This window comes from Streptomyces sp. NPDC054883 (genome assembly GCF_053610645.1).
Genome location: NZ_JBSGYT010000048.1, coordinates 1 through 19117, shown reverse-complemented (window position 1 = coordinate 19117; position 19117 = coordinate 1). Strand labels below are relative to the sequence as shown.

At 73.8% G+C, this 19117-nt stretch carries 13 protein-coding genes; 8 read left to right on the top strand and 5 right to left on the bottom strand.

Translation table 11 applies throughout. From position 1 onward, the window contains the following. Positions 1 to 9 precede the first annotated feature (9 nt). Positions 10 to 2580: a YfhO family protein gene (locus ACWGH1_RS28100; RefSeq protein ID WP_453409110.1), complete on the top strand. Its 2571-nt coding sequence runs from the start codon at positions 10 to 12 to the stop codon at positions 2578 to 2580. Here the strand turns inward: ACWGH1_RS28100 and ACWGH1_RS28095 are convergent. Then, a complete protein-coding gene (locus ACWGH1_RS28095; protein WP_453409109.1) occupies positions 2567 to 3862 on the bottom strand; it encodes an MFS transporter in 1296 nt (431 codons plus the stop codon). The genes ACWGH1_RS28100 and ACWGH1_RS28095 overlap by 14 nt on opposite strands. A 194-nt stretch (positions 3863 to 4056) precedes the next feature. Here ACWGH1_RS28095 and ACWGH1_RS28090 point away from each other — a divergent pair, with 194 nt between their 5' ends. Then, a complete protein-coding gene (locus tag ACWGH1_RS28090) occupies positions 4057 to 6705 on the top strand; it encodes a SpoIIE family protein phosphatase (protein ID WP_453356185.1) in 2649 nt (882 codons plus the stop codon). Between the two features lie 3 nt (positions 6706 to 6708). On the opposite strand, the gene ACWGH1_RS28085 is transcribed toward ACWGH1_RS28090, so the two are convergent. Further along, positions 6709 to 7167, bottom strand: coding sequence for an Lrp/AsnC family transcriptional regulator (locus tag ACWGH1_RS28085; protein ID WP_453356183.1), 459 nt, complete (start codon positions 7165 to 7167; stop codon positions 6709 to 6711). Between the two features lie 127 nt (positions 7168 to 7294). Between ACWGH1_RS28085 and ACWGH1_RS28080 the strand changes: the two genes are divergently transcribed. The 3 genes from ACWGH1_RS28080 to ACWGH1_RS28070 all read left to right on the top strand — a co-directional run bounded on the left by ACWGH1_RS28080 (position 7295) and on the right by ACWGH1_RS28070 (position 9916). Next, positions 7295 to 8290, top strand: coding sequence for an EamA family transporter (locus ACWGH1_RS28080; RefSeq protein WP_453357212.1), 996 nt, complete (start codon positions 7295 to 7297; stop codon positions 8288 to 8290). After that, a complete protein-coding gene (locus tag ACWGH1_RS28075) occupies positions 8283 to 9470 on the top strand; it encodes an aromatic amino acid transaminase (protein ID WP_453357211.1) in 1188 nt (395 codons plus the stop codon). Before ACWGH1_RS28080 ends, ACWGH1_RS28075 begins: the two co-directional genes overlap by 8 nt. 101 nt (positions 9471 to 9571) lie before the next feature. After that, positions 9572 to 9916 carry a hypothetical protein gene (locus ACWGH1_RS28070; RefSeq protein WP_453357210.1) on the top strand — a complete coding sequence of 115 codons (345 nt, stop codon included), beginning with the start codon at positions 9572 to 9574 and terminating at the stop codon, positions 9914 to 9916. Between the two features lie 124 nt (positions 9917 to 10040). On the opposite strand, the gene ACWGH1_RS28065 is transcribed toward ACWGH1_RS28070, so the two are convergent. Together ACWGH1_RS28065 and ACWGH1_RS28060 are read right to left on the bottom strand one after the other, a co-directional pair. Beyond that, complete coding sequence (locus ACWGH1_RS28065; protein WP_453357424.1) at positions 10041 to 11486, bottom strand: glyceraldehyde-3-phosphate dehydrogenase; 1446 nt, start codon at positions 11484 to 11486, stop codon at positions 10041 to 10043. Between the two features lie 188 nt (positions 11487 to 11674). Next, complete coding sequence (locus ACWGH1_RS28060) at positions 11675 to 12007, bottom strand: nuclear transport factor 2 family protein (RefSeq protein WP_453357423.1); 333 nt, start codon at positions 12005 to 12007, stop codon at positions 11675 to 11677. Positions 12008 to 12284: 277 nt separating this feature from the next. On the opposite strand from ACWGH1_RS28060, the gene ACWGH1_RS28055 reads away from it, so the two are divergent. After that, complete coding sequence (locus ACWGH1_RS28055) at positions 12285 to 15512, top strand: AfsR/SARP family transcriptional regulator (RefSeq protein ID WP_453409108.1); 3228 nt, start codon at positions 12285 to 12287, stop codon at positions 15510 to 15512. 18 nt (positions 15513 to 15530) lie between these two features. On the opposite strand, the gene ACWGH1_RS28050 is transcribed toward ACWGH1_RS28055, so the two are convergent. Further along, positions 15531 to 15716 (bottom strand): hypothetical protein, encoded by a 186-nt coding sequence (locus ACWGH1_RS28050; protein WP_453355680.1) that lies wholly within the window; start codon positions 15714 to 15716, stop codon positions 15531 to 15533. Positions 15717 to 16044: 328 nt separating this feature from the next. On the opposite strand from ACWGH1_RS28050, the gene ACWGH1_RS28045 reads away from it, so the two are divergent. Together ACWGH1_RS28045 and ACWGH1_RS28040 are read left to right on the top strand one after the other, a co-directional pair. Then, positions 16045 to 17427 (top strand): helix-turn-helix domain-containing protein, encoded by a 1383-nt coding sequence (locus tag ACWGH1_RS28045; protein WP_453355681.1) that lies wholly within the window; start codon positions 16045 to 16047, stop codon positions 17425 to 17427. Between the two features lie 179 nt (positions 17428 to 17606). Beyond that, on the top strand, positions 17607 to 19117 hold a 1511-nt coding region (locus tag ACWGH1_RS28040), incomplete at its 3' end, for a condensation domain-containing protein (RefSeq protein WP_453355682.1).

The window sequence follows — 19117 nt, the reverse complement described above, 5'->3', positions numbered from 1 at the left end:
TCTGACGGCATGGTGCTGACGACCACCCCTTCCCTCACCGGCCAGGAGCAGCATCAGCGGGTACGGCGCAGGCCGGGGGCGCAGAGCGCGGCCGCTGCGGTTTCCGCGGCGGTCTCGATGGGCGCGTACTGCCTGGCGATGGCGGTGCACGGGACGTATCCGTTCGGCGGCCGCTCCCGGGCCGTCAACGACCTGGGCAATCAGTTCGTGCCGTTCCACGCCCATTTGTGGGACCTGATGCGCGGGGGCACCGAGGGCGATCTCCTGTTCAACTGGGGCAGCGGTTACGGGGTGCCCTTCCTCGCCGACTTCTTCACGTACCTGATGAACCCGTTCTCGTGGCTGGTGGCACTGTTCCCCCGCGACCGGGTGGAGCTGCCGGTCTTCCTCGTCACCCTGCTGAGCATCGGTCTGGCGACCGCCCTGATGACGCTCTGGCTCGGCCGGTTGCGGCCCGGCCCGGCCTGGCCGCGCGCGGCCCTGGCGGTGGGCTACGGCGTCGGCGCCTGGACGGTGTCGAACGGTTTCGCCGACCCGATGTGGATGTGGGGGCTGGTCGCCTTCCCGCTGACCGGGTTCGCGTACGACTGGTGCCTGCACGGACGGCGCTGGGTGGCGGGCACGCTGCTCGTCGCCGTGTCGTGGGCCGGCAACTTCTACACCGCCGCGATGGCCACCCTGGGCATGGGGCTGGTCCTGCTGGTCAGGCTGCTGCTCGACGGGCGGCCGTGGCCCGTTCGGCGGGGCGTCCTGCTACGGGCCGCGGCCATGACGGCGGCCGGGGTGGCGCTGGTCGCCCCGGTGCTGACGGTCACGTTCCCGGCCTCGCGGGCGTCGCAGCCCGGCCCGGAGGTCCACTACCCCGGCCCGCCCGCGCTCCGCGACTACCTCGCCCACCTGCTGCCGGGCGGCTTCCACACCAGCGCGCCGCAGGTCTCGGTGGGGATGCTGCCGCTGCTGCTCGTCCTCGCCTACCCGTTCGTCCGCCGGGTGCCGGGCCGGGAGCGGGCCGCCTGGTGCGTGCTGCTCGTCCTGGTGGCGCTGTCCTACGTCTGGACGCCGACGATCCTCCTGTGGCACGGCCTCGCCCTGCCCAACGGGGGCCCCTACCGGGCCTCGTTCACCCTCGCCGGGATGCTGGTGGCCGTGGCCTGGCTGGCTCTGGCGGCCCGGCCGCGTCCCCGGGAGCTGCTGGCGGGGGCCGGGGTGCTGGGTGTGCTGCTCGTCCTCGCCGGGTCCAGTGCGTACTTCACCGCCGCCACCTGGTTGCTGACCCTGGCCGGGGGCGCGGTGCTGACGGTCCTGCTGGTCCTGCTGCCGCGGGTCCGTGGCCGGGCCGGGCGGGTCACGGTGGCGGCGGCGCTGATGGGCGCGGTCTTCGTCTCCACGGTCTGCACGGTGCTGTCGGTGACCGCGCAGCGGGACCGGGAGGAGTGGTGGCGTCCGAAGCGGACCCTGGACGCGCAGTCGCTGGCGGCGCGGCGGGCGGTACGGGCCCAGGACCGCTGGCCGGACCTGCGCAGTGAGCCCGGTCCGCACGAGTTCGCCGACAACGACCCGCTCCTGCTGGGCGGTCAGGGCGGCGCGTACTACAGCAGCTACCTGCCCGCGCGTACCGCCGAGACCCTGCGGCGGCTGGGGGCGGGCTGGTACATGGGGGGCCGGCACACGGTCGGCTTCGAGGACCCGGTCGGCCGGGCGGTCATGGGCGTGGGCAGCTACCTGGACCACGGCGGCGCGGGCGGGTTCACCCGGCGGACGGCGGACGCGGCCCCGGTGGTGACCCTGCGCAAGGACCTGCCGCCGCTCGCGGCGGACACCGTGTTCGCCCGTCAGGAGCAGGTGCTGGGGGCCCGGGTGTACACGGTGCCCGCTGCCCGTCCGGTGGGCGGTGCGGCGGCCACGGCGCGGCCCGACGGGAACTGGCGGCTCGCGCGCGGCGCCCGGACCGCGTTCGTCGTCAGTTGCGCGCCGGGGAGTTCCGCTGTCGCGTACGTGCCGTGGTTCTCCGGCACCCTCGACGCGCTGGGCGGCCACGAACGGCTGTCGGCCGGGTTCCCCGTGACGAACAACGGGCTGGTGCCCCTGGGCCGGGTCCCGGCCGGCGGCGAGGTGGTGCTGACGCTCACCGCCGACCGCGCCCAGGACGTCCCCCGCTTCCCGGTGGGCTGCCTGGACCAGCGCGGACTCGGCACGGCGGTGGCCCGCTTGCGGGAGTCCGCCCCCGGCCGGGTGACGGCCGGCGGCCATACGATCGAAGCCGTCTTCCCGGCGCGGTCGACCGGCACCGTCGTCGTGGCCGTTCCCGCCGTGCGGGGCTGGCGGTGCTCCGTGGACGGGGCGACGGCGAGAGCGCCCGGCACACTGGGCGGGCTGATCGCCGTGCCACTGGGGTCGGGGGCGTCCCGGGTGGCCTGTGCGTACCGCACTCCGGGTCTGACGGCCGGGCTCGTGGTGAGCGAGGCGACCCTGGCCGCGCTGCTCGCCGCGGTCCTGGTCTCCTCGGCGCCGCCGGGCGGGCGCAGCCGCGCACTGTTCGAGCGCGCGGCCCGGCGACTGCGGCGGCTCAGGACACGCTGACGGCGGCTGCGCCCTGCATCGTCCGCAGCCGCCGCAGGGAGGCACGGCGCTGGACGACGGACAGCGCCGCGACCGCCGCGCCCAGCACCACCCAGCCCGCCGGTCCGGCCGGCAGCACCGCGCCCGTCAGCAGCAGCGGGCCGGCCGACTTCTGCACCGACTGGGACATCCCCGCCACGCCCAGGTAGGAGGCCCGGGCCCGGGCCGGTGCGAGGGAGACCGCCAGCTCCCATGAGCTCACCGAACGCATCAGCTCCGCCCCGGTGGCGAGCACCGCCGCGAGGAGCAGCCCGGCCGACGCGGCCCAGGTCCCGGCGCCGGTGGACAGCGCGAGCAGCAGGCAGCAGCCGAGCAGCGTCAGCCCGCACAGGGCCACCGCTCCGGCGGCCTGCCGCGGTTGCCCGGCCTTGGCCGACACGCGCAGCTGGAGCACCACGACGAGCACGGTGTTGATCACGAGGAAGGCCGGGACGAGGGCGTGCGGCGCATCGGTGCGGGTGACCAGCCACAGCGGCAGCCCGACCGCCAGGATCGAGTCGTCCAGGTTCATCGGGATGTCCAGCAGGACGAACCGGAGGTAGCCGCGGTCGCGCCAGGGGCTCGTCGGGGCCGGCGGCGGGTCCGCGGGCTCGCCGGTCCGCGCGGCGGCGCGACCGTGTTCACGCGGTTCGCGGGTGCGCCGGACGAGCACGGCGGCGGCGAGGAAGGAGAGGGCGTTGGCCAGGATCAGGGCCTGGTAGGCCTGCCGGGTGCCGACGGCGAGCCCGATCGCGGCGACGCCCGCGCCGAGGGCGTAGCCCGCGTTGGCCGAGCTGCGGGCGAGCGCCTGGTAGGTGGCGCGGCGGTCGCCCGCCACGCGGGTGGCGAAGAGTATCTCCAGCGTCTTGGCGGCCCGGTCGCCCAGGCTGGTGAGGGCCACGACCGCCAGCAGCACCTCGTAGCGGGTGACGACGAGGAGGGCCAGGAGCGTGCCCAGGCGCAGGAGGTGGGCGGCGATCAGCAGGTGCCGTACGGGGAACCGCCCGGCGAGGTGCCCCGCGAGCGGGGAGCCCGCGATGCCGGCCACTCCGGCGGCGCCGAGCAGGACCCCCAGCTGGCGGGCGTCCAGCCCGGCCACGAAAGTGAAGTAGAGGACGCAGGCGGCTGCCCAAACGCCCGTTCCCGACCGGTCGAGGAACTGCGCGAGGAGCATGATCCGCGCGTCCCTGCCCCCGGGCGGTCGCCGCAGCTGCCCCAGCAGCCCCTCCGGCCGTGCCTTCCGGGTCTTCGTGCCGCCCCGCATCCCCGTTCTCCGTTCCCCCGCGCCATGTATCTCGATGTCGAGATACACGCAGGAGACTGCCCCATGACAATCTTGACGTCAAGATATTTCCGGGTGGTCGGAGGCACTCGCCGCCCCACCGCCACGCCGACGGCCGCCGACAGTGCTACAACTGGGTGCGTGACCGATCCTTGCCACCCGTGCCGGGGACGTCGGTGCGGTCACTGAGCAGAAATCGCCCGCGAAGCGTCGCCCGACAGGTATTCGTCCTCCAGGTGGCGATCGTGGTGCTGCTCGCGGCCGGTGCCGTCCTGGCCCTCGTGCTCCAGTCGAGCCACGACGTCGACCGCGAGGCGCGCAACCGCTCCGTCGCGGTCGCCGAGACCTTCGCGCACTCGCCCGGGCTCCAGCAGGCGCTGAGCTCCCCCGACCCCACCAAGGTCCTCCAGCCCGTCACCGAGGCCACCCGTACCGGGGCCGGGGTGGACTTCATCGTGGTGATGGACACCAACGGGATCCGCTACACCCACCCGCTGCCCGACCGGATCGGCAAGCGCTTCGTCGGCAACATCGGCCCCTCCCTGGGCGGCCGCGTCCTCACCGAAAGCGTGAACGGCCCCCTCGGGAAGGAGATCCAGGCCGTGGTGCCGGTCTTCTCGCCGGACCACAAGATCGTGGGCCTGGTGTCGGCGGGCCTCAAGGTGAAGAACGTCACCGGCGTCGTGAACCGGCAGCTCCCCGTCATCCTCGGCGCCAGCGCCGTGGCCCTCGCCCTGGCGACGGCCGGATCGGCACTGATCAGCCGGCGCCTGCGGCGGCAGACCCACGGCCTGGGCCCGCTCGAGATGACGCGGATGTACGAACACCACGACGCGGTGCTGCACGCCGTACGGGAAGGCGTGCTGATCACCGACGGGACCGGGCGGCTGCTGCTCGCCAACGACGAGGCCACCCGGCTGCTGCGCCTCCCGCCGGACGCCGAGGGCCGGCTCGTCGGCGAGCTGCCGGGGCTCGACCGGCAACTGGCCGAGCTCCTGAAGTCCGGCCGGGAGGCCACCGACGAGATGCACGAGGCCGGGGACCGCCTGCTCGTCATCAACCAGCGGCCGACCCACCTGCGCGGCCGGTCCGAGGGCACCTCGGTGACCATCAGGGACTCCACCGAGATGCGGGTCCTCAGCACCCGGGCCGACGCGACCCGCAGGCGGCTCAAGCTGCTGTACGACGCCGGCGTCGGCGTCGGAACCACCCTCGACGTGGAGCGCACGGCCCAGGAACTGGCCGACGTGGCCGTCCCGCGCTTCGCCGACTTCGTCACCATCGATCTGGCCGAGCCGGTCCTGCACGGCGACGAGCCCACCTCGGCGGCGGACCTGCGGCGCACCGCCGTCAGCGGGATCCGGGACGACTCACCGCTCTACCCGCGCGGCATCCTGATCGACTTCCTGCCCTCCACCCCCCAGGCCCGCGGCCTCAACAGCGGCCGGGCGGAGGTGGTGACCGACCTCGCCGACGCGCCCGGCTGGCACGCCCAGGACCCGCCCCGGGCCCAGGCCATCATCGACTACGGCATCCACTCCTTGATCACCGCTCCCCTCAAGGCCCGGGGCGTGGTCCTCGGGGTGGTCAACTTCTGGCGCTCGGGCAAGCCCGAGCCCTTCGACGAGGAAGACCTGTCGCTGGCGGAGGAACTCGTCGCCCGGGCCGGGATCACCATCGACAACGCGCGCCGCTACACCCGTGAACACGCGCTCGCGGTGACCCTCCAGCACAGCCTGCTGCCCCGCGACCTGCCGGAGCAGAACGCCGTCGAAGTGGCGCACTACTACCTGCCCGCGCAGTCCGGGGTCGGCGGCGACTGGTTCGACGTGATCCCGCTCCCCGGCTGCCGGGTCGCGCTCGTCGTGGGGGACGTCGTCGGACACGGCCTGCACGCCGCCGCCACCATGGGCCGGCTGCGCACCGCCGTGCTCAACTTCTCCTCCCTCGACCTGCCGCCGGACGAGCTCCTCGCCCGCCTCGACGACCTCGTCCAGTACATCGACCAGAGCACGGACGGCGAGGGCAGCGGTGCCGGCCTGCTCGGGGCCACCTGTCTGTACGCCGTGTACGACGCGGTCACCCAGCGGTGCACGATCGCCCGGGCCGGGCACGTACCGCCGTTCGTCGTGCGCCCCGACGGCCGGGTGGAGATGCCGGAACTGCCGCCCGGCGCCCCCCTGGGGCTGGGCGGGTTCCCGTTCGAGTCGGCCGAGCTGGACCTGAGCGAAGGCACCCAGCTGGTGCTGTACACGGACGGGCTGATCGAGGACCGGGCCAGGGACATCGAGGAGGGACTCGACCTGGTCCGCGCGGCGCTCGGACATGCCGACCGGGAACCGGAGGAGACCTGCCGGGCCCTGCTCAAGGCGATGCTGCCGGTACGCCCCCGCGACGACGTGGCCCTCCTGGTGGCGCGAACGACGGCGCTCGGCGCGGACCGCATCGCCGAGTGGGAGGTCCCCTTCGAGCCGAGCGCGGTCGCGGAGATGAGGGCCCTGGCCGCCCGGAAGCTGGAGGAGTGGGGCCTGGAGGAGCTCGCCTTCGGCACCGAACTGGTGCTGAGCGAGCTCGTCACGAACGCCATCCGGCACGGCGTCGCCCCCGTCCGGCTCCGCCTGCTGCACGACCGCGTACTGACCTGCGAGGTCTTCGACAGCAGCAGCACCTCGCCGCACCTGCGGTACGCCGCCACGACGGACGAGGGCGGCCGGGGGCTCTTCCTGGTGGCGCAAATCAGCCGCAGGTGGGGCGTGCGGTACACCCCCGAGGGCGGGAAGGTCATCTGGTCCGAGCAGCAGCTGCCGGACGCCGGGAGCCCGTGACGCTCACTTCGGGCTCGGATACACGCGGGACTGCTTGACGCTGCCGTAGGCGAAGCTCGACTCGATGGACGCGATGCCGGGGATGGCGTGGATCCGGTCGCGCACCAGGGCTTCGTACGCCTGGAGGCTCTCGATGACGACGCGCAGCAGGTAGTCGCTGCTTCCCGCCATCAGATAGCAGTCCTGGATGTGCTCGATGACGGCGACGTGCTCCTCGAAGCGCCGGACCGCCTCCCCCGTGTGCCGTTCCAGCCGTATCCGGACGAACACGGTGATCGGGAGTCCGAATCCGACCTGGTCGACCATCGCCGTGTAGCCGCGGATGAGTCCGGCCTCCTCCAGCCGGCGGACCCGGCGCAGGCAGGGCGACGGGGAGAGCCGTACCCGGTCGGCGAGGTCCTGGTTGGACAGCCGGCCGTCGGCCTGCAATTCGCGAATGATCTGGAGATCGACCGCGTCCATCGTCACTCCTTGGCAGATTCTGCCCCCAAGGTATGTGCGGAGGGCAGAAGTGGCAATCGGCTGCCCCGGAAAAAGCCCTAGCGTTGCCTTGTGGCCGGATCCGGCCCTTGAGGCTGGAGGAATCTCCTTGGCAACGACGCGAAGCCGTCCCGCGGCGGCGTCCCCGCGCATCGCGGGCCCGCCCGCCGGACGGGTCTCGCCGCAGGCGCGCGGCATGCTGGCGCTGGCGGCGACCGTGACGATCTGGGCCGCCTTCGCGCTCAGCGCGCGGGCCCTGAGCACCTCGTCCCTGCTGCCCGCCGACGCGGCGCTGCTGCGCTTCGGCGTGCCCGTCGTGGTCCTCGCACCCGCGCTCTGGCGCCGTCGCCGCGCCATCGCCGCCGTCCGGCCGGCCACCGCGGCGAAGATCATCTGCGGGGCGGGCGTGCCGTTCTTCCTGGCGGCGATGTACGGCGGCTCCCTGACCTCCGCGGCCTTCGTGGGCTCCCTGATCCCCGGCATGGTCCCGCTGTTCGTCTCCGCGCTCATGGTGGCCGGCGGGCGCGGCGCGCCGCGCGGCACGCAGGCGGCGGGGCTCGCGCTGATCGCGGCGGGCGTCCTCGCCCTCGTGTGGCGCTACGTGGTGCCGGTGGACGCGGCGGTGCTGGCGGGAGCCGGGGTGCTGCTGCTGGCGAGCGGACTCTGGGCGCTGTACACGGTGGGGCTCCGGGAGGTCGCGCTCGATCCGGTCGGATCGATCGGTCTGCTGTGCGTGCCGTCGTTCGCCGTGATGGCACTGCTGGTGCTGACCGGTGTGCTGCCCACCGGTCTGGCGTCGGCGGCGGGCGGTGACATCGCCCTGTTCCTGGTGGTGCAGGGGCTCGGGGTCGGGCTGTGCGCCGGTCTGCTGTACGCGTTCGCCATCCGGCGGCTGGGCGCCGAACGCAGCTCCGTGTTCGGCAGCCTCAGCCCCGTTGCCGTCGTGCTGCTCGCCGTTCCGCTGCTGCACGAGGCGCCGACGCCGAGCGTGCTCGTCGGCGTACCCGTGATCACCGCGGGCGTGGTCCTCGCCAACCGGCGCCCGGCCCCCGCGACCGTCCCCCTGTCCGCCTCCGCCACCCCCGAGGATGCCGTAGATGCTTGAGCTCCTCCTCCCGCCGCCCGTGGACCCGCTGTGGGACCTGACGGAGGCGTACAGCGCCGACACGCGGCCCGAGCGGCTGAACCTGGTCCTCGGCGTGTACCGCGACGAGAGCGGCGCCACGCCGGTCATGGCAGCCGTACGCGAGGCCGAGATACGCCTGGCGGAACGTTCCGCCTCGAAGGAGTACCGGGGACTCTCCGGCAACCTCGCCTTCAACCGCGCGATGCTGTCGATGGTGCTCGGTCCGGACGGCCCGGTTGAGCGGGCCGTGGCGGTCCAGACCGTGGCCGGCAGCGGCGCCCTGCGCCTGCTGGCCGACCTGATCTGCCGGACCCGGCCGGGCACGACCGTGTGGGTCAGCGACCCCGCCTACGTCAACCACCGGCCCATCCTGGAGGCGGCGGGCCTCACCGTGCGCACGTACCGCTGGCTGGACCAGGACGGCATGCTGCGCGACCTGGCCGGGGCGCGCCGGGACGACGTGGTGCTGCTCCAGGGGTGCTGCCACAACCCGACCGGGGTCGACCCGGCGCCCGGCGCCTGGGAGGCGCTGGCGGCGCTGGCCGTGCGCGAGGGCTGGGTGCCGTTCGTCGACCTGGCCTACCATGGGCTCGGCGACGGCCTGGAGGCGGACCTGGCGGCGACGCGGATGCTGGCGGAGCGGGTGCCGGAGATGCTGCTCGCCATCAGCTGCTCGAAGAACTTCGGCCTCTACAGCGACCGCACCGGCTGCGCCGTCGTCCTCGGGGCGTCCCGGGCGGCCCTGCGGCACGCGGAGACGGCCCTGCAGAACGCGGCCCGCACCCAGTACTCGATGCCGCCGGAACACGGCGCGGCGGTCGTGACGGCCATCTGGGAGGACCCCGGGCTCCAGGCTTCCTGGCGCCGCGAGCTGGACGCCATGCGGGGCCGGATCTCGGCCAACCGGACCGCCCTGGTGGAGCAGTTGGACGCGCTCGGCCGGGGCGCCGAGGCGGCCTCGCTGGCGCGGCAGAAGGGGATGTTCTCGATGCTGCCGCTCTCTCCCGCGCAGATGCTCCGGCTGCGCGGGCGGTTCGCCATCTACGGGACGACCGCCGGCCGGGTGAACATCGCCGGCATCGGCCTCGAACGGGTCCCCTGCCTCGCGCAGGGCATCGCGGGGGTCCTGGAGGAGCGGGGCGCGGTCCTGGCCGGCTAGCGGCCGTCATCCCATCGGGTGCGCAGCGGATGCCTCGCGGCGCGCGGCGGGCGAGGCTGCGGTGACGGGCAAGCCATCACCGCACAGACGAGGACCGAGCCATGTCCCACCTCCGGCGCATCGGCGTCATCACCGGGGCGGCGCTGCTGCTCACGGCCACGGCCTGCTCGGCCGGCAAGACCACCGTGGGCAGCCTCAGCTTCCGCGCCCAGGACGGCCCGGTCGAGCTCGCCTACCTGAACACTCCCGTCCAGGGCTGCCACAAGATCGGTCTGCCGCGCGGCGCGGCGCACGTGGAGAACAACACCCTGGTCGACGTCATCGTGTACCGGACGCCGGAGTGCCAGAAGACCGAGAAGGCGCCGGGGATCTACGTCCCGACCTCCAGCTCGAACGTGACCGCCCCCGGCAGCCTGCCGTGGCGCAGCTTCAGCGTCGTCCACTGACCGGTTCCGGGGCCGGTCCGTGCGCACACGCGGAAGCGGGGCGGCGCCGGGCGGCCGGCTCCCTGTCGGGAGCCCGCCCCGGTCACCGCCCCGCTTCACGGGACAGCCGGCGGGCCGTACGCGGTCAGACCGCGGGGGCCGGGTAGGTCGGGTACTCCACCCCGGAGACGTGCTGGACGACCCGGATGACCTGGCACGAGTAGCCGAACTCGTTGTCGTACCAGAGGTAGAGGATGGCGTTGTCGCCGTCGACCTTGGTGGCGCCCGCGTCGACGATCGAGGAGTGGCGCGAGCCGACGAAGTCCATGGAGACGGCGTCGGGCGCGGTGGTGAAGTCGATCTGGCGCTTCAGCGGCGAGTTCAGCGAGACGTCGCGCAGGTACTCCAGGACCTCTTCGCGGGTGGTCTCGCGGCCCAGGCGCAGGCTGAGGATCGCGATCGAGACGTCCGGGACGGGGACGCGGATCGAGCTGCCGGTGATCGGCGCCTTGAGGTCGGGCAGCGCCTTGGCGACGGCGGAGGCGGCACCGGTCTCGGTGATGACCATGTTCAGCGGCGCGGAGCGGCCGCGGCGGTCCGCCTTGTGGTAGTTGTCCAGCAGGTTCTGGTCGTTGGTGAACGAGTGGACGGTCTCCACGTGGCCGCGCAGCACGCCGTACTCGTCGTCCATGGCCTTCAGCGGCGGGACGATCGCGTTGGTGGTGCAGGAGGCGCAGGACAGGATCTGCTCGTCCGGCTTGATCGTGTCGTGGTTCACGCCGTGCACGATGTTCGGGACGTCGCCCTTGCCGGGGGCGGTCAGGACGACCTTGTCGATACCGGGGCGCAGGTGCTTGGAGAGGCCCTCGCGGTCGCGCCACTTGCCGGTGTTGTCGATGAGGATGGCGTCCTTGATGCCGTACGCCGTGTAGTCGACCTCGGACGGGTCGTTGGCGTAGATCACCTTGATGGTGTTGCCGTTGGCGATGATCGTGCTGTTCGCCTCGTCCACGGTGATGGTGCCCTGGAACTGGCCGTGGATGGAGTCGCGGCGCAGCAGCGAGGCGCGCTTGACGAGGTCCTGCTCGCCGCCGCCGCGCACGACGATGGCGCGCAGCCGCAGCCCGTTGCCGGAGCCGGACTTCTCGATGAGCAGGCGGGCGACGAGGCGGCCGATGCGGCCGAAGCCGTAGAGGACGACGTCGCGCGACGCGCCGCGCTCGATCTTGTTGGCACCGGTGGCGCCGGCGACGGCCTCGGCGGTGAACTCCTCGACGGACAGGCCGCGGTCATCGGCCTTGTACGTGGCGGCGAGCATGCCGATGTCGATCTGGGAGGGGCCGAGATCGAGCGCGGAAAGGGCCTGGAGGAACGGCAGCGTCTCGGTGACCGAGAGCTCCTCGCCGTCGATCTGCCGGGCGAAGCGGTGGGTCTTGAGGATGCTGACCACCGACTTGTTCACCAAGGAGCGGCTGTGGAGGAGGACGGTCACGTCCCGCTCCCGGTGCAGCTTCCCGATGATCGGGATCATCGACTCCGCGATCTCCTCGCGGTTCTTCCAGTGGGTGAACGAGTCGTCGTTGACAGTCACAGGTTTATCTTTCGAGCTAGGCGGCGCTCAGATGCTAACCCACCACCCGTTCGGGCCTTCGAACGGGTGCCCCGGAGCAGGCCTCCCACGGTTCGGTTTGCACCAGAGGCTCCCGGTTCGGGCGGTGCGCCGGGCGGCCCGTGCGAGCCCGTCTCGACCCCCGCCCCATCGCGTCGGCCTCCGTCCCGTCAGCGGGCAGGACCGGCGTAGTAGCGGCGGCAGGCGCGGAGCATGCCCTCCGCGGAGAGGGTGAAGACGTCCACGAAGTCGCGCTGCTGCGGGGCGACGCGGCCCATCGCCACCACACAGTCCCCGTCGGCGACGATCCGGGTGATGTGGTGGCGGGCCCCGAACGCGGGGCGCTCCAGCTCGGCGACGCCGAGCAGGCCCGCGTGCAGGAGGGAGCCGTAGCCGTCGAGGTCGCCCGAGTCGAGGTAGTGGTAGGCCAGGCGTACGTGGTCGACTCCCGAGTCGGTGACCACTGGACTCGGCGGAACCCGCCCGGCGTGCCGGCTGTTCATCTGGGACGTCCTTTCGACCTGCCGCACCCCGTCCGGTGGCGGCAAGTACACCGTGCGCCGGGCCCGCAACCCGGGGCTATCCCGCCCCTATCACCGCACCCGCCGGGCGCGCGCGCGTGCCGCGGGCCCGCGCGCGAAGGGCGGCGGTGCGTGAGCGGCACCTCACCCTCGGTTTACGATCACGCAATCTCCACACCATGGACAACCGTAGAGGTGTTCGGGGAGACTGACCCTCCCGCTCCACCGTTCCTCTGGCGTTCCCCCAGCTGGGAGACTCATGACCGTTTCGCCCGGCGGCGCTGCCGACATCCCGGATGCGGTGGTTTTCCGGATCCTCGGCCCTTTACAAGTGGCCGGTCAGAGCGGGCCGGTGCGGATCCCGCCGGGCCGGCAGGAGGTCATCCTCGCCGCCCTGCTGCTGGAGACGAACCGGGTGGTCAGCACCGACTACCTGGTTGACCTGATCTGGGACGACGAGCCGCCGGACACCGCGCGCACCCAGGTGCAGATCTGCGTGTCCCGGCTGCGCAAGCTCTTCACCAAGGCGACGATCGCCGCCGCCATCACCACCCGGCCGCCCGGGTACGTCCTCAAGACCGAGGGCGACCTGGTGGACGCGGCCGTGTTCGCGCGCCGCGTGGCGGACGCACGGACCCTGAGCCGTCAGGGGGCGACGGCCGAGTCCGTGGAACTCCTGCGCGCGGCAGGTGAGCTGTGGCAGGGCGACTGTCTGAGCGGGGTGTCGAGCGAGACGCTGCGCAGCAAGGCGCTGCAACTGGACGAGGAACGGCTGACGGCGGCCGAGACCCGGATCGAGCTGGAGCTGGCCCTGGGCCGGCACCACCAACTGGTCGGGGAGATCCAGCTGCTGGTACGGGTGCACCCGCTGCGGGAGCGGCTGCGCGGGCAGTTGATGCTGGCGCTGTACCGCTCGGGACGGCAGGCGGAGGCGCTGGAGAGCTACCGGGTCGGGCGCGAGCTGCTGGTGGAGGAGCTCGGGCTGGAGCCGGGGACGGAGCTGCGCCGCTTGGAGTCCGCGATCCTGTCGGGCCGGGTCCCGCCGGTCGCGCCGGCCGGAACGGGCGGCGGGTACGGCTCCGCACGGGGCGCGAGCCCGGCGGGCGACGACGGCGGGGCCGAGGGCACGGGCGCGGACCCGGGCGGCAGCGGGGGCGGCGCGGGCGCCACCGGTTCGGGCACCGGCGGTCACGGCGGCCCGGTGACGCCGGGCGGCGGCGGCCCGGCGAACCGGGAGAGACCCGACGGCCGCGCTCCCGCCCCCGCCGGCAGCGCGCCGGCCGCCGGGTCGCCGTACCGCGAGGAGGTCCCCCGGCAACTGCCCTCCGACACTTCCGACTTCGTCGGCGACGAGGAACAGATCAGCCACATCGGGCAGACCCTGCTGGGCGAAGGGGGCCGCCGCGCCGTCGGCCTGGCCGTCATCGTCGGCAAGCCCGGTACCGGCAAGTCCACACTCGCCACCCACATCGCGCACCGACTCGGCGAAACCGGCTTTCCCGACGGGCAGTTGTACTGCGACCTGCGCGGCACCGGGACCCCCGCCACCTCCACCGAGGTCCTCGGCCGGTTCCTGCGTGCGCTCGGCATCCCCGGGCCCGTGATCCCCGAGTCGCAGGACGAGCGGGCCGAGATGTACCGCACCCTGCTGGCCTCCCGGCGCGTCCTGGTCGTGCTCGACGACGCCGCGTCCGAGAGCCAGATCCGGCCCCTGCTGCCGGGCAGCAGCCGGTGCGCCGTCCTCGTCACGAGCCGGGTCCGGCTCACCGGCCTGCCGGGGGCGCACCGGGTCGAGCTGGACGTCATGAGCACCGAGCACGCCCTGGACCTGCTGGCCCGCGTCGTCGGCGCGGACCGCGTGCGGTGCGAAGAGGTCGCGGCCGAGGCGCTGATCCGGACCGTGGGCAGCCTGCCGCTCGCGCTGCGGATCGTCGCGGCCCGACTGGCGGCGCGCCCGCACTGGACGCTGGCGTCCATGGTGCACCGCCTGGCCAACGAGCGGCACCGCCTCGACGAACTCACCCACGGCGAGATGACGATGCGCGCCAGCCTCTGCCTGACCCATGACGGGCTGGCGCCCGGAGACCGGCGGCTGCTGCGGCTGCTGAGCCTGGCGAAGGGCCCGACACTGCCCGGCTGGCTGGCCGGGGCGCTGCTCGACGACCGCCGGCCCTTCCCGTCCGACCTGCTGGAACCGCTGGTCGACGTACAGATGCTGGACGTCGTCGGCGTCGAGTCCACGGGCGGGTTCCGCTACCGCTTCCACGAGATCATCAGGGTGTTCGCGCGCGAGCAGCTCGCGGCGCACGACGAGCCGGCGGCGCAGTCCGAGGCCCTCGCCCGGATGCTGGGCGGGTGGATGTCCCTGGCCGAGCAGGCCCACCGGCGCATCTACGGCGGGGACTTCACCGTCCTGCACGGCACCGCTCCGCGCTGGGAACCGCCGCCGAGCTGCGTCGACGAGCTGCTGGTGGACCCGCTGGAGTGGCTCGACAGCGAGCAGGCGAACCTGGTCCAGGCCGTCGAGCACGCCGCCGAACACGAGATGCACGAGCTGTGCTGGGACCTGGCGACGACGCTGACCACCCTGTTCGAGGGGCGCGGCTACTTCGACGAGTGGGAGCGTACGCACCAGCTCGCGCTGGGGGCCGTACGGGCGGCCGGCAATACCCGCGGCACGGCGGCCCTGCTCGGTTCGCTGGGCGTGCTGTACCTGGGCCGCAGCCAGCTGGCGGAGTCCCACGCCTCGCTCACCACGGCGCTCGGGCTGTTCCGGGAACTCGACGACCGCCAGGGCCTGGCCCTGTGCCACCGCGACCTCGCGCTGCTGGAGCGGATGCGGGGCGACGAGGAGTCGGCGCTGACGTTGTACGACCGGGCGCTGCGGGATTTCGACCGGGTCGGCGACGTGGTGGGCCGGGCCATCGTGCTGACGCAGAGCGCGCAGATATGGATGCGGCGGGGACAGCCGGCGGCCGCCCAGAGCCGGCTGGACGAGGCCCTCGGCATCTACCGCTCCGTGGGTTACACGGGCGGTCAGGCCAGGACCCTGCGCCGGGCGGGGCAGTTGCAGCAGGCCCAGGGTGAACACGAGCAGGCCCTGCGGACGTTCACCGAGGTGCTCCAGCTGTGCCGGGACAGCGGGGACGTGATCGGGGAGGGGCATCTGCTGCGGGACCTGGGTGCCGCGCACGCGGAGATGGGCCGGGGCGAGGCGGCGCGGGGCTTCTACGCCCAGGCGCTGTCGGTGCGCGAGCAGATCATGGACCTGGGAGGGGCCGCGGTCATCCGGCTGGATCTGGCCCGGCTGCTGGCCGCGAGCGGCGGGGCGGGCGAGCGCTCACGCTCGCGGGAGCTGCTGGAGAGTGCCGTACGGGCCTTCCGCGAGCGGCGGATGCAGCCCGAACTCGCCGAGGCCGAGCGGATGCTGGGCACCCGGGCGGTCGTGCTGCGCGCGCCGGCGACGGAGACCGCCGCCGGGGTCTGAGGTCCGCTTCGTCGCGGGTCAGTCCCACGGGTTGGTCTGGCCGGTCGCGGTCGGCGACGGCGAGGACTGGGGGGCGGTCACGCCGGTCGTGGCGGCCGGGGTGGTGGAGCCGCCGTCGGCCTGGGCGACCTGGGCGCCGAGGGCGGCGGCTCCGGCGATGGCGGCGGTCACGAGGGCGGCGCGGAAGGCGTTGGTGAGGCTCATGTCGGTCCCTCTCGTCGGTGCGCTCCGGTCGTCCGGGGCGCTTCGTTCTTTCTGGACACCAAGTTAGGAACAGCGGGAATCCCCGGACCGGCCCCGCTCCTATCGCCGCGTTATCACGGCCCGCTCGGGCGGCGCTCGCACGGTGATATCGGGATGCCGGAGGCGACGGGCGGGGGCCGGCGCGATAGCGGGACCCCGCAGGGCGATAGCGGGCGCCGTCGGCATCACGATGCCCGGGGGATAGCGCGCTGCCGACGATGGGAAACAGGAACCGGGCCACTTCCGCCGAGGCCCCGCCGTTCCCCCACCGTCTTCGCCGGGAGCGCACATGACCGCCCAGTTGCACGTACTGCCGCCGACCAGAACCTCCGAGCCCGCGTCGGCGCCGCCCGAGTCCTCGCAGGTGGGCTCCCTGATCCGGGCGCACCGGCTGCGGATCGGGCTCACCCAGCGGGAGCTCGCCGACCTGTCCACGATCAGCGTGCGGGCCATCCGCGACCTGGAGCAGGGCAAGGCGCGCCGGCCGCGCCCCGACACGGTGCGGCTGATGGCCGACGCGCTGCGGCTGGGCCCGCGGGCCCGTACGGCGCTGGAGGCCGCGGCCCAGCAGGGCCGGACCGGCGGGCACGGGCCGGCCGAACCGCCGGCCCCGCCGACCGCACTGCACGCGATAGTGGGACGGGATGCGGAGATCACCGTCATCACGGGGGAGCTGGCGACGGGGACCGAGCGGCTGGTGCACCTGGTCGGGCTGACCGGGATGGGCAAGACCCGGCTGGCGCTCGAAGTCGCCGACCGGCTGCACGCGACCGGGATGCCGGTGCTGTGGCACGCCTTCCAGGGCGCGAGCGCCGACCACCTCGGCCCCGACGAGGGCCCGTGGTCGGCGCGGGTCGCGGCGGCGGTCTCCGCGCTGTGCCCCACGGCGCCCGGAGCGGCGGCGGACAGTGCCGGGGACCCCGTGGCCGGGCTGGTCGAACTGCTCGGCGAGCAGCCCGCGCTGCTGGTACTGGACGGGGCGCCGGCCGGGGCTCCGAGGTTCGAGCGGCTCACCGGGCTGCTGCGCTCCTGCCCCGGACTGCGCCTGCTCGTCACCTCCGACCAGCCCTGGCGGACACCGGGCGAGCGGATCTTCCTGCTGTCCCCGCTGGAGGTACCGGCCGAGGACACCGGCGACGGGGACGGCACCGCCGCACCGGCCGCCGTACAGGTCTTCCTCGGGCACCTGCGCCGGGTCCGGCCGGAGTTCGTCCCCGGCCCGGCCGACCTGCGCTGCGCCGCGCGGGTGTGCCGCGGCCTCGACGGACACCCGGGGGCGCTGGCCGCCGCCGCGTCGTGGCTGGTGGTGTGCGACCTGCCGGCCCTGTGCCGCAGCCTCGACGCCGACCCCACGGCGCTGCTCGACCACCTCGGCGGCGGTGAGGGGGCAGAGGACTTCCGCCGCGCGCTGCGGCTGCGGCTCGACCGGCTGCCGGCGGACGCGTCCGCGCTATTGGACGCCCTCTGCGCGGATCCGGCGGCCGAGTACGAGCTGGCCGACATCACCGCGCTGACCGGGCGGAGCCTGCCCGAGTGCGGCCGGACGCTGCGGGAACTGCTGCTGTCCGGCGCCGTCCGGGCGACCCACGAGGGCGGTGGCTCCCGGTTCCGCGTCCTCGGTCTGGTGCGGGCCGTGTGCCGCGGGCGGGCTGCGACTGCCGCCCGGGGGTGAACTGCTTCCGGAGTGCCGGAGCAACTGCCGCCGGGCCCGGTGGCCCGCGGGTTGGATGACGTACAGCCGCAAGGAGGGCCGGCCCGCGAACGCAGCGCCCGGCCCGCCGCCGCCCCACCCCCTCACCGCCGCCGCACCCCCTCACCACCGCCGCAGCACCGATCCCGAGGAGCTTCCGCATGTCCCCCAACGCGTCCCCACCGGACACCGCGCACCGGCCGGCCGCTGTGCGGCTGCCCCTGTCGGCGGCGCAGCGCGACATCTGGATGGCCCACGGCCTCGACGCGTCGGGCTGCCGTTACAACATCGGGGAGTACCGGGAGATCCTGGGAACCCTCGATCCGGCGCTCTTCGCCCGGTGCTGGTACCGACTGGCCCGCGAAGCGGACGTCCTGCGCATCCAGGGCACCGGATCCGACGAGGACGGCGGGCTGTGGCAGGAGTTGTGGGCCGAGCCGGGCGAGCGGGCGCTGCGGATGCTCGACCTCAGCGGCGAGCACGACCCGGCCGCGGCGGCGCGCGCCTGGATGCGGACCGAACTGGCCCGGCCGTTCGACCTGGCGGCCGACTGGCTGACCCGGCACGTACTGATCCGGGCGGGCAGCGACCCGGCGGGCGAGGAGCGGTGGTTCTACTTCCACGCCTTCCACCACCTGGCGATCGACGGCATGGGCGTGGCGCTGCTCGACCAGCGCCTGGTCGAACTGTACGAGCAGGCGTCCGCGGGGCAGCCGTGGGGCCCGGGCCCCTTCGGGACGCTGGCCGACCTGCTGGCGGAGGACGACGCCTACCGGGCCTCCGCCGAGGGGGCGCGGGACCGCGCGCACTGGGCGGCCCACCTCGCCGGGCTGCCGCCCACGCCCCGCCTCGCGGAGGGCCGGACCGGCCGCCCGGCCCCCGGGGAACTGCCCTTCGTCCGGCGCACGGTGGTGCTGGACCCGGTGCGGGCGGACCGGCTGAAGGAGGTGGCCCGGACGCACCGCGCGCCGTGGACCATGCTGATGATCACGCTCGTGGCGGCGTACGTGCACCGGGTCAGCGGAAGCACCGAGCTGGCTCTCGGCCTCCCGGTGACGGGCCGCCGCAGCGAACTCGCGCGCCGTACGCCGGGCATGCTGTCGAACGTCATACCCCTGCGGCTCCGGGTCGCTGCGGACGCGACGCCGGCCGGGCTGCTGGGCGCGGTGGTCGCCGAGACCCGCCAGGGCCTGCGGCACCAGCGGACGCGGTACGAGGACGTCTGCCGCGACCTGGGTCTGGCGGAGACGGAGCGGCGGATCACGGCGCCGCTGGTCAACATCATGGCGTTCACGCCGGGCATGCGGTTCTGCGGTTTCCCGACCACCCAGCACAACCTGAGCAACGGGCCGGTGGAGGACCTTGCGGTCGGCGTGTACGACCTCGGGCCGGAGGGCGGCCTGCGCGTCGACTTCGACGCGGCGCCCGAGGTGTGTGACATCGCGGCGGCCGCGAGCCACCAGGACCGGTTCGTCCGGTTCGCGGAACAAGTCCTGGATCACTTCGCACTCCCGCTGTCCGCATTCGAGTTGCTGGGCGACGTGGAGCGGCGTCAGGTGCTGGAGGAGTGGACGGGAACCCGCCGCGAGATCGGGGAGCGGACGCTGACGGACCGCTTCGAGGAGCAGGTCCGGCTCCTCCCCGACGCACGGGCGGTGCTCTTCGAAGGACG